The organism is Pseudomonas sp. S9, from assembly GCF_000222125.1.
GTDB classification, from domain to species: domain Bacteria; phylum Pseudomonadota; class Gammaproteobacteria; order Pseudomonadales; family Pseudomonadaceae; genus Aquipseudomonas; species Aquipseudomonas segetis.
Genome location: NZ_AFFX01000001.1, coordinates 306,709 through 321,544 on the forward strand (window position 1 = coordinate 306,709; position 14,836 = coordinate 321,544).

Sequence of the window (14,836 nt, forward strand, 5' to 3'; positions counted from 1 at the left end):
TATTAAATGCGCGGCTTTTTAGTATAAGCATGTGCGGTGGCTGGTTATTATTTTGATAGCTATGCAGGCTGAATATAAATTGTGTATTGATAGGGAAAGTAATGCGTAGTCTTGATGACGTGAAAATAGCAATTATTGGTCTTGGCTATGTAGGGCTGCCACTTGCTGTCGAGTTCGGTAAAAAGCGTTCAGTTATTGGGTTTGATATCAATGAATCGCGTATTTTTGCACTTAAATCTGGACATGACTCGACGCTAGAAGTTAGTGATCAAGAGCTTGCTGAGGCTAAGCACCTACAATTTAGTAGCGGTGTAAATTCGTTAGCTGATTGTAACGTCTATATTGTGACCGTCCCGACTCCGATAGATGAACATCGGCAACCCGATTTAACGCCATTGATTAAAGCATCTGAGACTATAGGTAAAGTCCTATCGAAAGGTGATATCGTAATTTACGAGTCAACTGTATATCCTGGTGCAACAGAGGAAGACTGCGTTCCAGTTCTTGAAAAATATTCTGGATTGAAATTTAACGTCGATTTCTATGCCGGTTATAGCCCTGAGCGGATCAACCCAGGTGATAAAGAGCATCGGGTGACCACTATCAAAAAAGTCACTTCTGGCTCAACACCTGAAATAGCTGTGTTAGTTGACTCTTTGTACCGGGAGATTATAACTGCTGGCACTCATATGGCGAGTAGTATAAAAGTCGCTGAGGCTGCAAAAGTTATTGAAAATACACAGCGTGATCTGAATATTGCACTGATCAATGAACTTGCAATTATTTTCAATAAAATGGGTATTGATACAGAGGCCGTATTGTCAGCGGCAGGTACTAAATGGAATTTTTTACCTTTCAGACCTGGCTTGGTAGGTGGGCATTGTATTGGTGTTGATCCGTACTATTTAACCCATAAAGCTCAGTCTATTGGTTACAACCCAGAAATTATTCTTGCAGGTCGTCGTCTTAACGATGGCATGGGCGCATATGTTGTTTCTCAATTAGTTAAAGCAATGATAAAGCGCCGAGTACATGTCGATGGGGCTCGTGTATTAGTAATGGGGTTGGCATTCAAAGAAAATTGCCCTGACCTTAGAAATACAAAAGTTGTTGATATTGTTAAAGAACTCGTTGATTACAATGTGCAGGTGGATATTTTTGATCCATGGGTCAGTGTAGAAGAGGCTCAGCATGAGTACAGTGTTACGCCTATTACTGAGCCTGAACGTGGTGCGTATGACGCTGTAATAATTGCTGTAGCCCATGCAGAATTCATTAAATTAGGCGCTGAAAAAATAAGAGCATACGGTAAACCCGATCACGTGATTTATGACCTTAAGTATATACTTAGCGCAGAAGATTCTGATTTGCGTCTGTAGAGCATATTAACTCTCAATTCATTTAAGTTTAATAGGTTTCGAATGTCACGCATCACTGAAGTTATCGCTAAATTAGAATTGGCACCCAGAACATGGCTTATCACAGGGGTTGCGGGCTTTATCGGCTCTAATTTTCTTTAAACTTTATTGAAGTTAAATCAACAAGTAGTTGGTTTGGATAATTTTGCAACAGGTCACCAGCACAATCTTGACGAAGTAAAAACATCGGTAACACCAGAGCAGTGGTCACGATTTGATTTTATTTGTGGTGATATTCGTAATATAGATGATTGCAACAAAGCGTGTGCAGGGGTTGACTATGTGTTGCATCAAGCTGCATTAGGGTCGGTCCCGCGTTCAATAAATGATCCCATCACCACCAATGCAGTTAATATCGATGGTTTTCTAAATATGCTGGTAGCTGCACGTGATGCGAAAGTAAAAAGTTTTACTTATGCAGCAAGTAGCTCAACATATGGCGATCATCCTGGACTGCCAAAAGTCGAAGCCGTAATCGGCAATCCGTTATCACCTTATGCGGTAACCAAGTACGTTAACGAACTTTACGCTGATGTTTTTTCACGTAGCTATGGATTCCGCAGCATAGGACTTCGTTATTTCAATGTGTTTGGTCGTCGCCAGGATCCGGCCGGTGCTTATGCGGCTGTTATCCCAAAATGGACTGCTGCCATGATCAAAGGTGAAGATGTGATGATTAATGGTGACGGGGAAACCAGTCGCGATTTTTGTTACATCGATAATACGGTTCAAGCGAATATTTTGGCCGCTACTGCTGAATCTGACGACCAGACGAATCAAGTCTATAACGTGGCAGTTGGAGGTCGAACAACTCTAAATGATTTGTTTAAAGCTCTGCAAAGTAGCTTGAGTACAAATGGCGTTAAATATACTAAGTCACCTGTTTATAGAGACTTCAGAGCTGGCGATGTTCGTCATTCTCAGGCAGATATAAGCAAATCAAAAAATTTACTTTCCTATAATCCTATGTTTGATATTAATTCAGGGGTTGAGCAAGTTATGCCTTGGTATGTGGGTTTTTTGAGTAATTAAGTTCCATTGTTTGAGTGGAAGTATTGAATCCTAACAGGATAAAAAGTTGAGCTTAATTAAAAATTCAACATTAAATTTGCTAGGTGCAGTTTTGCCAGCATTGATTGCTATTCCCGCTTTGGGATACTTGGCTAGAGAATTAGATGTAGTTTTATTTGGTGTGTTAATGTTGATATTCGCCGTAGTCGGGTATGCAGGAATATTCGATGCTGGACTAGGGAAAGCAGTTGTTCGACATACTTCAATGAATGACGACGGCAGTATCCAACAAAAGTTATTGGGTACTGCGATCTCTTTTGTAATAGTAACTGGTAGTGCAGCTGCAGCTTGTCTTTATGGTTTTTCTGCATTAATGGCAAATTCTGTATTCAATGTTTCTGATGCTTTTTTTTTCGATACAACAACGGCTATACAAATTGCAGCTCTGTGCGTCCCGTTTATGTTGATGAGTGTAATCCTACAAAGTTATCTTGAAGGTCTGCAAAAATTTGAATTGTTTAATATATATAGAACGATTTCTGGTGTACTTGTTTATTCTATCCCAGTGCTGGCTTTGCTGGTTTTTAATAGTTTTAAGTGTTTAATGTATGGTTTGCTTATTAGTCGGATTTTTTCTTTCTTCATTATTCTTTTTATAGTTTCTAAGTTTAGCACTATTTCAAAGTGGCGCTTCAATATCAACATGCTAAAGGAGTTAGTGACTTTTGGAGGATGGCTCACAGTAACAAATATTATTAGTCCTTTGATGGTATATATGGACAGATTTTTGATTGCAAGGCTTGTAGGAGCTCAAGCTGTTGCCGTGTATTCAGCACCATCAGAGTTGATTAATAGAATGGCGATCTTGCCGGCCGCTATCACTAGAGCTGTATTTCCGAGGTTGGCTGCACAGAGTTGCAAAGTAAAGAATAAAAAAGAAAAAATTTATGCATTGAAACTAATGCTGAGTTTAATTATTCCAGTATGTTTAGGCTCGTACTTATTAGCTAGGTATGGCATTGCTCTCTGGCTTGGAGAGTATTATGCAAATGCTTCTGCTGATATATTTAGAATAATGATTGTTGGCTTTTTTTTCAACTCTGTATCACTGATTGCATATAATAGCCTTCAGGCAAAAGGGTTTTCATTTCTTACTGCAAAGATTCATTTGTGTGAAGTAATACCTTACGCAATAGTTTTGATTCTGATGCTAAATGTATACGGTTTAAATGGTGCAGCAATCACTTGGAGCTTGAGGATGGTTGTAGATTGCATTGTTATGTGGGTTTTCGATGTTAGAAAATAATTTCAATGCGATCATGGAGCTAAGTCTATGTTCATAATGCTTTTTGTCATTGGTTTTCTACTTCCTAGCTCTTTAAATTCTGTTATTACTCCTTCACTATTGCTCGGTGATTTTTTTATTAGCGTGTTGTTGGCTGCAGCTTTGTTTTCGAACTGTATTCGACCGCGGCAGTTATTTAGCGTGTCCATTGTTCTCTCGGTCTTATTGTGCTTATTTATAGTTCTGTCAAGCGCTATTAATTTGAGTTCGGGGGTGGCTACATTTGGTTATGTTGTCATTTTTCTAAAAATCTTGATTGTGAGTTTATTGGTTTGCCCGAACTATAATTATGCATTGAGGATATATTATAGTTATTTGTGTGTTTCTTTTGTTTTGGTATTCTTAGGTGTGGGTGTGCTTTGGAAGTTTGACTTTGTCAGTAGTATTATAGAAAGTTGGTATGCTGATTTTTATGATTTGTTAGTGCCAAATATGATCGCGGCTGATCGACCAGTTGGTGTTTTTGCTAGTCACTCAATTGCCGCATTTTCATATTTTGTACTAGCTGTGTCTGGGGTGTATTATTATAGAGCTGGCTTTGGTTTTGTAAATTTGATATTTAGCTTTGTGTTTTTGATTTATATATTTTTCTTAGATTCATACACGTCATATTTCATGATGATTTTGTTTTTTTGTTTTTGTATTTCACTGTTTTATACTTTAATAAGTAATGTTTTTATTAAAGTTAGTTGTTTGTGTCTGTTTGTTTGTTTTGGGACTGTAATGGTTTTAGCTTTTGCCCCTTATATGCTAGGGACAGACGCGAATGGCTTTATGTCACGTTATGGAGATAATGGAGTCTTAGCTTCTGCTTTCAATTTTTTTGTTAATAATCCACTGATTGGGCTCGGGATAATAAAAGTTCCTTCGGTGTATTTGACGGATTCCGGTTATTTAGAATCACTTGTACGAGGCGGGTTGGTTTACACTATAGTTTTGTATTTCAGTTATATTGTTTGTATGTTTAGATTGCTTGGTCGTTTTGATCTCTCGTTATTTATTGTGGTGTTTTCATTTTTTTGTTTTGAAATAGGGTTTCCTATAATGTCCTACGAGCGAACTTTCTATTTGTTACTGATCTTGTCGTCAGCAGTTTTGCTCTATAAAAATACTAAGCGAAAAAAACTATATGAAGAAAATTAATGTAAACGAAATGTCGGAATATAAAATAGATATTTTGCTTGCTACATATAATGGCGAGAAATTTATTGAGCAGCAATTACTATCTATCTTAGCCCAGTCGAATAAAAACTGGCGAATCATTGCGCATGATGATGGTTCAACAGATGGCACTCTTGAAATATTGAAACGCTACGAGTTGTTAGACTCTAGAATAACTGTTCTAGATGACGGAGTGGTGGGCTTGGGTGCCGCGCAGAATTTTCTTCATCTTTTGCAATACTCAACATCTGAATATATCGCGCTCTGCGATCAAGATGATATTTGGTTAGATGGCAAATTAGAAATTCAGCTCGCCGCTTTGCAAAGGATTGAGGACGCTGCTCGTACACCATCACTTGTCTACTGTAATGCCTATACTTACTCGACCCAGGATGGTGTGCTAGGTACTAATGTAACTTATATCCGTCCTCAAAGCTTAAATGAAGCTTTGTTTATGAATGGCGGTGTTCAAGGGTGCGCCATGCTATTTAACGCTGCACTCCGAGACTGTTGTTTTCCTCTGCCTAACATAGTGGCGATGCATGACCATGTGATTACATTGACAGCTCTAACTTATGGAAAAGTCGAATACATAGATAAAGCATTGATCCTGTATCGACAGCACAGTTCTAATGTGACGGGTAGAGCTGCTCGTGGTATGTGCGACGTTGTCACACAGTTTTTTACAAATCGTGGTTATACGATTGGCCAACAGCATTATCTGGCGGTGAAGGATTACTTTCTTATCAATAGTTCAAAAATGGAAGTCAATAAGCGAAAGCTATTTGAAGCTTATATAGGTTATCCAACATCTTCATTTTTAAGGCGATTTGATATCTTGCTTCGATATAATTTCAAGCTCGGTAGTTATAGGCTACCTTTGTTGTTGAAAAATATTTTAAGACGGCCATTGTCGGAAGATATTTAATGACACAGCGTGTGTGCTTTATTATTACTGGCTTGGCTTATGGCGGGGCAGAGCTTCAGTTAGTCAAACTCGCGAAAAATTTTGTTTTGCGAGGCTGGACTGTCAGTGTTGTATCACTTATGCAACCTAAGGCATTTGTTGAAGAACTGGAGGCATTGGGGATTCATGTATTTAGTACTAAACTCTCCCGTAAATCGCCAGTAGCATTGGTTTCGGCAGCTATAAAAATTAGACGCCATTTAATAAAATTCAAGCCTGATGTTGTTCACTCGCACCTTGTTCACGCTAATATTCTCAGTCGTGTACTCAGGTTGTTTTGCCGTATGCCTGTGCTTGTATGTACATGTCATAGCATGACTGAGGGCGGACAGCTCCGCAATATTGCCTATCGCATAACCGACCACTTGGCTGATCAGACCACTTATGTGAGCCAAGCTGCGCTAACTGCAGCGTTAGCAGACAAACGTGTCACGCCCTCTCGCGCTATCGTTGTTTATAATGGCATTGATCTTGATCACTTTTTACCTGCATCTAACCTTGTTGACTCAGGTGTTTTCAAGTGGGTTTCTGTCGGTCGCTTAGTGCCAAGCAAAGGTGTTGATGTTTTATTGAAGGCTTTTGCACTTTCTCCTGAGTATTTTCATCTTTCGATTGTTGGTGATGGTGAGCAGTTACACAATCTGCAGTCGCTTTCATCTTCTCTAGGGATTGATCATCGAGTCTCTTTTTTAGGGCATCTGAACGATGTGGCTCCAATTATTTATAATTCAAATGCCTTCATTTTGGCTTCCCACTACGAAGGTTATGGCTTGGTAGTGGCTGAGGCCATGGCTTGCGCCCGACCTGCTATTGTTACTGCCTGTGGTGGGCCTGAAGAGATAGTCTCTGCTGATTCTACCTGTGGCTACATTGTACCTATAAATGACCCTAAGTCAGTGTCACAGGCAATGATCGCAATGGCGACAATGCCAGCCTCTGATTTTCTTAAAATGGGCGAGCAGTCGGCTAGCAGAATAGCCAAATACTTCGATATTCGGGTGGTTTCTGATAGATGGATATCTATTTATAAAGAACTTTCTTGATTGTATGGATGTGTCATTTCTCTTGTTAAGGTACACATTGCCTTAACCGCAATTATTGAGGTCGATGTGGTCGAACGTTTTCTTATAATTTGTAGCTTTGCAGAGTCGCTTGTTCGCTTCAGGGGGCACCTTATTGACTCGCTTTTAGAGCGTGGAGAGGTTTTTGTTATTGCTCCGGATTTTTCGAAATCCCCAGACGTATGTGCATTACTTGAGCAAAAGGGCGTTATACTTTGCGAAGTGCGTATGGCACGCACAGGCTTGAATCCTTTTCAGGATATTTATACATTTTTTGATATACGTACTGTTATTAAGTCCGTACGCCCAACGCTAGTCATGGCATACACTGTTAAGCCAGTTGTTTATGGTCTATTAGCCGCAAGAACGTGTAATATACGGAATCGTTTTGCGTTGATTACTGGACTTGGTTATACATTCCAGATAAAGCGTTCGCTCTCCTTTAGGTATCTGTTGCGGCTGATCGTTTATAAGCTTTATGCCCTCTCACTCAAGGGTAGTAAACATGTTTTCTTTCAAAATCCAGATGATCGTAATCTTTTTATTCAAGCTGGAATTTTGGCTGATAATGTAAGCTCTTCGGTTGTTAATGGTTCTGGAGTTGATACATCTCAGTACATCCAGACATCGCCATCAGACGCTCCGCATTTCTTGTTGGTTGCTAGGCTCTTAGGCAATAAGGGTGTTAGAGAGTATGTGGCTGCAGCCGAAATTGTAAAACGTAAATTTCCAGACGCTGTTTTTTCACTTGCTGGCTGGATTGATGAAGGCCCAGACTCTATTACGCATTGCGAGCTGAATGCATGGATTGCAAATTCAACAATACGGTATCTCGGACGATTAAGTGATGTCCGCCCTGCAATCAGTGATTGCAGTGTATATGTCTTACCTTCATACCGAGAGGGAACACCACGTACTGTGCTTGAAGCTATGGCTGTCGGGCGCGCGATTATTACAACAGATGCGCCTGGATGCCGTGAGACAGTGGTTCCTGATTACAATGGTTTTTTAGTACCTGTTAAAAATGTTGAGCTATTGGCTGAGGCAATGGTTGAATTTATTTTGGATCCTGGTCTTATCCATCGGATGGGTAATGCGTCTCGGTCAGTTGCCGTAAAAAAATATGATGTCCATACTGTTAATGCACATATGTTGGATTTAATGGGGGTAAAGTGATTAAGCGTTTATTTGATGTGTTTGCTTCTTTGATTGGCTTGATACTATTAGCTCCAGTTTTTATGTTGTTGTGTTTTTTTATTAAGCGAAAGCTAGGAGCGCCAATTTTTTTTGTGCAAATCCGTCCGGGTTACTTAGGGAAGCCCTTTAAGATGGTTAAGTTTAGGACTATGAGAGATGCGGTAGACCTTAATGGGGATCCCTTGCCTGACTCAGAGCGTATGACCCCTTTCGGTAGTTTTTTACGCTCCAGCAGTCTCGATGAGCTTCCTGAACTCTGGAATGTGCTGAAAGGAGATATGAGTCTTGTAGGTCCTCGGCCACTTTTAATGGAGTATTTGCCGCTCTACAATGCCGACCAACTCAAACGCCATGATGCACGACCAGGGATTACTGGTTGGGCTCAGATTAATGGTCGTAATGCGATAAGCTGGGAGGATAAGTTCAAACTTGATACTTGGTATGTGCAGAACCAAAGTTTTTTACTAGACATTAAAATTATTATAAAAACTCTAAAAAAAGTATTTGTTCGTGAGGGAATTAGTGGCGAAGGTGAAGTGACCATGAGTAAGTTTACTGGTAATGACTCGTGAAGCGGCTTGCGATTGTTGGAGCTAGTGGGCACGGAAAGGTTGTTGCTGAAACTGCAGAGCTCTGTGGTTGGCAAGACATAGTCTTTTATGATGATTCTTGGCCCCGTAAGCAAGAGAATTCAGTGTGGAAAATTGCCGGGGATTTCAGTATGTTACTGGAGTGTCTCTCGAGCTTTGATGGCGTCATAGTTGCTATAGGCCATAATGCGACGCGTTTTTCAATGCTTGAGCAGCTTTCAAAGGCTGGAGTGCATCTACCCATGATCATTCATCCCACAGCAGTTGTCAGTCGCTCTGCTACGCTTTCAGATGGCTTGGTCATCTTTGCCAATGTTGTTATCAATGCCAATGCGAGTATTGGCGCTGGGGTAATTTTGAACACTGCATGCACAATTGACCATGATTGTGTTATTGGCAGTTCTGTTCACATTAGTCCAGGGGCCCACCTTGCCGGGTCCGTGCAGGTTGGTGATTGTTCTTGGGTAGGTATTGGTGCAATTGTAAAGCAGGGTATGATAATTGGTACTCAATCCGTTGTTGGAGCCGGCGCCGTGGTCGTCTCTGATGTTCCAAGCAACGTAACAGTTGTTGGTGTTCCGGCTAGGGCTCTGATTAAATAGCGTTTACCTTGATTCAAGACTTTTATAGTTTAATTTTGATTAGTTATTACTTTTAATTTCCGTAACTTTAGGTGTCACATTGTGCTAAATACTCCTTTCTCTCCATGGCCATCTTTTACTCTTGAAGAGGCTGATGCCGTTCGAGATGTGATCCTCTCTAACAAGGTTAATTATTGGACAGGGCAAGAGTGTCGGGCGTTCGAGAAAGAGTTTGCAGTGTGGGCGAAAACTGATTATGCCATCGCTTTGGCCAACGGTACTGTAGCACTTGATCTGGCCTTGAATGCTCTAGGTATCGGGCAAGGCGATGAAGTCATTGTTACTTCAAGAACCTTTCTGGCAAGCGTTTCAAGCATTGTAAATGCAGGGGCGACTCCGGTATTTGCTGATGTTGATCGAGACTCACAAAATATTACAGCAGCTACAATTGCTGAGGCACTGACGGATAAAACCAAGGCCATTATTTGTGTGCATTTGGCGGGCTGGCCTTGCGATATGGACCCTATAATGGAGCTTGCACGCCTCCATGATTTGAAAGTAATTGAGGATTGTGCCCAGGCACATGGCGCCTCGTATAAAGGTCGTCCAGTGGGTTCAATTGGTGATATTGGCGCCTGGTCTTTTTGTCAAGACAAGATCATGACCACTGGGGGCGAGGGTGGAATGGTTACGACCAATAGCCGTGAGCTCTGGTCAAAAATGTGGTCTTTTAAAGACCATGGCAAGAGTTGGGAGTCTGTCTACGAGCGGAAACATGCACCAGGCTTCCGCTGGGTCCACGACAGTTTTGGTACAAATTGGCGCATGATGGAGGTGCAAGGTGTTATCGGGCGCATCCAGTTATCGCGTATGCCTGATTGGCAGTCTAAAAGGCTTGCCAATGCAATGCGTATTTGGGATACAGCTCGTTCTTTGCCTGGGCTCAGGGTGCCAGAAGTCCCTCAGCACTCGGTACATGCGGCTTATAAATGCTACGTCTTTGTCAAGCCCGATGAGCTTGCTGATGGTTGGAGTCGCGATAAAGTCCTCGCTGAAATCAGCAAACAAGGTGTTCCTTGCTTTTCCGGGTCTTGTTCCGAGGTTTATCTTGAAAAGGCTTTTGATGGAACTACATTCAGGCCTGCTCAGCGTCTTGCAGGTGCATTCGATCTGGGTGAGACAAGTATCATGTTTATGGTTCACCCAACACTTACAGAAGCCGAAGTTGAAAAGACTTGCGACGTATTGTCCTCTGTAATGAAGCATGCATGTATAAAGCTATAACCCAGCTTGGGTTCTGGTATGCGATACTATTTTTTATCGCACCAGTAACCAAATTTTGATGCGCTAAATGCTCGATCTGTCACATTGGGTGTGTAGATGGTTGTTGATAATAAATATAATTACACCCAGCTATCACGTGGCATGATGGTTTGCTTCTGTTTTGCTGGTTGGGGAGCGGTCGGGATATGAGTGTCTGGTGGGTATTGCCGCTTTCAACATTGCTTGCATTTATTATTGCAGCTTTATATCTGAAGTACGCATTATCTCATAATTTATTGGACGCTCCCAATGCGCGTAGCTCTCACTCGATTCCAACACCCCGTGGCGGTGGTGTTTCTATTGTAATTAGCTTTTCTATAGCGACCTGTATTATATTTTTTTCAGGTTTGATTACGCCTAGGCTTTTTGTTGCGTTGTCAGGCGCAGGTATAGGCATTGCCATTGTTGGGTTTCTAGATGATCGCAAGCCGATCTCAGCTCGCTGGAGACTGGTCTTCCATTTTATAGCTTCTATTTGGGTTTTGTATTTTTTAGGCGGGCTTCCTGTCATTAATATCGCTGGTGTTGAGTTTTATTTCGGCTGGATAGGGCATCTATTGGCTGTTTTGTATTTAATTTGGCTATTAAATTTATATAATTTTATGGATGGTATTAATGGTATCGCCAGCGTAGAGGCAATTTGTGCCTGTTTCGGAGCTGCGTTGTGCTATTACCTGGCAGGGCAATATTCATCAGCCTATATACCGTTAGTTCTCGCATTTTCAGTACTCGGTTTTTTATATTGGAATTTTCCTCGTGCTCAGATTTTTATGGGTGATGCTGGCAGTGGATTTCTAGGCATCGTCTTAGGTGGGGTATCGATTCATGCCGCTTGGGTTGCACCGCAGGTTTTCTGGTGCTGGATGATTTTATTGGGTGTATTCATTGTTGATGCCACTTTTACCCTGTTTAGACGGCTGGTACGTGGAGAAAAGGTTTATGAAGCACATCGAACTCATGCATATCAGAATGCTTCTCGTCTTTTTCAGGGTCACACACCTGTGACGCTTGCTATTATTGTTGTCAATTTGGTCTGGTTACTACCCTTGTCTCTACTGGTTGCATCTGGCTTTATGGATGGGTTTTTTGCTACGCTTTTGGCTTACGGACCATTAACTGTATTAGCTTTAAAGTTCGATGCGGGCGAGCTTGAGGTAATGCAAAGCTAAATGCGCATTAATAAAACCGCGCGCTGATTGGCTTTTACAAGACCACTTAATTTGGACGTCTTAAAAGATATGGATACGCTTCGCAACTGGCTGCTCAAGCTCCCCCGGCGTTATAAGCGCCTGTTGCAGGTTGGGGTTGATACCTGCCTTGTCTGGGGTGCGCTTTGGCTTGCCTTTGTTGTCAGGTTGGGTATCGAGAATCCAATTAACCCACTCGCGGGGCACTTATGGCTGTTTAAAACAGCCCCGCTGATAGCGATCCCTGTTTTTACCCGGGTTGGTATGTACCGTGCGGTCATGCGTTATTTCGGCAATGACGCGCTGATCACTATCTTCAAGGCGATCAGTATTTCCTCGCTACTGCTGGCGCTCGCGGTCTATTGGTACCAGGCTTCGCCTGTAGTGGTTCCCCGCTCAGTTGTCTTCAACTACTGGTGGCTGAGCCTTGTGATGATCGGCGGTTTGCGCCTGGTCATGCGCCAATATTTCATGGGCGACTGGTATGTTGCCGCGCAGCAGGTGCCTTTTTTCAACAAGAATGAAAACCTTCCCAGGGTTGCCATTTATGGGGCCGGTGCCGCAGGCAACCAGCTTGTGGCAGCCTTGCGTATGGGGCGCGCTATGCGGCCTGTTGCCTTTATTGATGATGACAGTGATATCGCCACGCGCATCATTTCAGGCATCAAGGTTTATAAACCCAAGCACATCCAGCAAATGATCGATGAGACTGGGGCGCAAGAGATCCTCTTGGCGATCCCTTCGGCGACGCGGGTTCGGCGTCGTGAAATCCTGGAGCACCTTGAAGGCTTCCCGCTGCATGTTCGCAGCATCCCGGGGTTTATGGACCTGGCGAGCGGACGGGTGAAGGTTGATGATGTCCAGGAAGTTGATATCGCAGATTTGCTTGGCCGGGACGCCGTTCCTCCACGCAAGCCATTGTTTGAACGTTGCATCCGTGGCCAGGTAGTCATGGTTACGGGGGCGGGCGGTTCCATTGGGTCTGAGCTCTGCAGGCAGATTATTGCTACCGGGCCAATCACGCTTATTTTGTTCGAGCACAGTGAGTTCAACCTATACAGCATTCATGCCGAGCTTGAGCAACGTGCTGCCCGCGAATCGCTGCCTTTGAACCTTGTGCCCATTCTTGGTTCGATCCGCAACCCAGGACGCTTGCTTGATGTGATGCGCACCTGGAAGGTCAATACGGTCTATCACGCCGCCGCCTACAAGCATGTGCCTATGGTCGAGCACAATATTGCCGAGGGCGTGCTCAACAACGTAATTGGTTCTGTCAACACGGCCCAGGCTGCACTTAAAGCCGGAGTTGAGCATTTTGTATTGATTTCGACTGACAAGGCGGTGCGTCCAACCAATGTAATGGGCAGCACCAAACGTCTGGCCGAAATGGTTTTGCAGGCTTTGAGCCAGCAGTCCGCCCCGGTCTTGTTTGGTGATAATGAGACGGTTCACCACGTCAACAAGACCCGCTTCACCATGGTCCGGTTTGGCAATGTGCTGGGCTCGTCGGGTTCTGTTATTCCACGTTTTCATGAGCAGATTCGCCAAGGTGGGCCAGTTACCGTCACCCATCCAAACATCACCCGTTATTTCATGACCATTCCTGAAGCGGCTCAACTGGTTATCCAGGCTGGGGCGATGGGGCTGGGTGGTGATGTCTTTGTTCTGGATATGGGGCACCCGGTCAAGATCGTTGATCTTGCAGAAAAGATGGTTCACTTGAGCGGCCTTAGCATTCGTTCCGAGAAAAATCCGCACGGTGATATCACCATTCAATACACCGGGTTACGCCCAGGCGAGAAGCTCTATGAAGAGCTGCTGATAGGCGACAATGTCAGCCCTACAGAACATCCAATGATCATGCGTGCCAGTGAAGAACACCTTGCATGGGATGACTTCAGGCAGGTGCTCAACGAGTTGGTTAGTTCAGTTGCGGCTGATGATTATGGTCGCGTCCGCCAACTGCTGCGTGAGACCGTGAGCGGATACAAGCCCGATGGTGAAATCGTTGATTGGATCCATCAGCAGCGTCGCCTCGAGCCTTGATAAAGCCTTGAGTTGCTGTGGTTTGCCCTGATCATTCAGGAGGCTAATGGTACGTGGGTGGGATTATGTCCTTGGGTACACTGCCTAGCATTAACCACAGCACCATAAGGCGACCTCCGTATGCAAAATCGCATCATGATTACTGGCGCAGGCTCAGGTTTAGGCCGCGAAATAGCGTTGCGTTGGGCACGTGAAGGCTGTCAGCTTGCACTCTCCGATGTTAATGCTGCAGGCCTTGCCGAAACCCTCGGGCTTGTACGCGAGGCGGGTGGCGACGGCTTTACCCAGCGTTGTGATGTGCGTGATTACAGCCAGCTAACTGAGTTTGCCCAGGCTTGCGACGAGAAATTCGGTGGTATTGATGTGATAGTCAATAACGCCGGCGTTGCTTCGGGTGGTTTCTTCAGCGAATTGTCGCTCGAGGACTGGGATTGGCAGATCGCAATCAACCTGATGGGGGTGGTGAAAGGGTGCAAGGCCTTCCTGCCATTGCTTGAGCGTAGCAAGGGCAAGATCATCAACATCGCTTCAATGGCTGCCTTGATGCAGGGTCCGGCCATGAGTAACTACAACGTGGCCAAGGCCGGTGTTGTCGCGCTTTCCGAGAGCTTGTTGATTGAACTCAAGGATCAGGGTGTAGGCGTTCATGTTGTGTGCCCATCCTTCTTCCAGACCAACTTGCTTGATTCATTTCGTGGACCAACGCCCGCAATGAAGGCCCAAGTGGGCAAGTTGCTTGAGAGTTCGCCAATCAGTGCGCAAGAGATTGCCGACTACATCTACCAGCAAGTCGAGCAGGGCGAGTTTATGATTTTGCCGCACGAACAGGGGCGTATGGCCTGGACGCTTAAGCAGCAGAACCCGCAAATGCTCTATGACGAAATGGCCAAGATGGCAACTAAGATGAAGGCCAAGGGTAATTAAGGCCTGGGCTTTAGAGGAGCATTTG

At 43.7% G+C, this 14,836-nt stretch carries 12 protein-coding genes and 1 pseudogene; all 13 read left to right on the forward strand.

The genetic code is table 11. From position 1 onward, the window contains the following. Window positions 1-101: 101 nt before the first annotated feature. The 13 genes and pseudogenes from tviB to PSES9_RS0101520 all read left to right on the forward strand — a co-directional run bounded on the left by tviB (window position 102) and on the right by PSES9_RS0101520 (window position 14,811). Complete coding sequence (gene tviB, locus PSES9_RS0101465; RefSeq protein ID WP_010483296.1) at window positions 102-1,379, forward strand: Vi polysaccharide biosynthesis UDP-N-acetylglucosamine C-6 dehydrogenase TviB; 1,278 nt, start codon at window positions 102-104, stop codon at window positions 1,377-1,379. 42 nt (window positions 1,380-1,421) lie between these two features. Next, window positions 1,422-2,450 (forward strand): annotated as a pseudogene (locus PSES9_RS22885) (NAD-dependent epimerase/dehydratase family protein). 46 nt (window positions 2,451-2,496) lie between these two features. Next, a complete protein-coding gene (locus PSES9_RS0101475; protein ID WP_029529316.1) occupies window positions 2,497-3,735 on the forward strand; it encodes a flippase in 1,239 nt (412 codons plus the stop codon). Window positions 3,736-3,762: 27 nt separating this feature from the next. Continuing rightward, window positions 3,763-4,917: a hypothetical protein gene (locus PSES9_RS0101480; protein ID WP_029529317.1), complete on the forward strand. Its 1,155-nt coding sequence runs from the start codon at window positions 3,763-3,765 to the stop codon at window positions 4,915-4,917. Next, window positions 4,904-5,863: a glycosyltransferase family 2 protein gene (locus PSES9_RS0101485; RefSeq protein WP_010483303.1), complete on the forward strand. Its 960-nt coding sequence runs from the start codon at window positions 4,904-4,906 to the stop codon at window positions 5,861-5,863. Before PSES9_RS0101480 ends, PSES9_RS0101485 begins: the two co-directional genes overlap by 14 nt. Further along, entirely contained in the window at window positions 5,863-6,945 is a 1,083-nt protein-coding gene (locus PSES9_RS0101490; protein ID WP_010483306.1) for a glycosyltransferase, read from the forward strand. The genes PSES9_RS0101485 and PSES9_RS0101490 overlap by 1 nt, the downstream gene beginning before the upstream one ends. Window positions 6,946-7,011: 66 nt before the next feature. Beyond that, window positions 7,012-8,139 carry a glycosyltransferase family 4 protein gene (locus PSES9_RS24430; protein WP_010483307.1) on the forward strand — a complete coding sequence of 376 codons (1,128 nt, stop codon included), beginning with the start codon at window positions 7,012-7,014 and terminating at the stop codon, window positions 8,137-8,139. Continuing rightward, window positions 8,136-8,732: a sugar transferase gene (locus PSES9_RS0101495; protein WP_010483309.1), complete on the forward strand. Its 597-nt coding sequence runs from the start codon at window positions 8,136-8,138 to the stop codon at window positions 8,730-8,732. The genes PSES9_RS24430 and PSES9_RS0101495 overlap by 4 nt, the downstream gene beginning before the upstream one ends. Then, a complete protein-coding gene (locus tag PSES9_RS24435) occupies window positions 8,729-9,352 on the forward strand; it encodes an acetyltransferase (RefSeq protein WP_010483310.1) in 624 nt (207 codons plus the stop codon). Before PSES9_RS0101495 ends, PSES9_RS24435 begins: the two co-directional genes overlap by 4 nt. Before the next feature lie 81 nt (window positions 9,353-9,433). Further along, complete coding sequence (locus PSES9_RS0101505) at window positions 9,434-10,615, forward strand: DegT/DnrJ/EryC1/StrS family aminotransferase (RefSeq protein ID WP_010483312.1); 1,182 nt, start codon at window positions 9,434-9,436, stop codon at window positions 10,613-10,615. Between the two features lie 185 nt (window positions 10,616-10,800). Continuing rightward, window positions 10,801-11,823: an MraY family glycosyltransferase gene (locus PSES9_RS0101510; protein ID WP_029529318.1), complete on the forward strand. Its 1,023-nt coding sequence runs from the start codon at window positions 10,801-10,803 to the stop codon at window positions 11,821-11,823. 69 nt (window positions 11,824-11,892) lie between these two features. Then, window positions 11,893-13,887, forward strand: a complete 1,995-nt coding sequence (locus PSES9_RS0101515; protein WP_010483315.1) for a polysaccharide biosynthesis protein — start codon at window positions 11,893-11,895, stop codon at window positions 13,885-13,887. 120 nt (window positions 13,888-14,007) lie between these two features. Further along, entirely contained in the window at window positions 14,008-14,811 is an 804-nt protein-coding gene (locus PSES9_RS0101520; RefSeq protein ID WP_010483317.1) for an SDR family oxidoreductase, read from the forward strand. Window positions 14,812-14,836 lie beyond the last annotated feature (25 nt).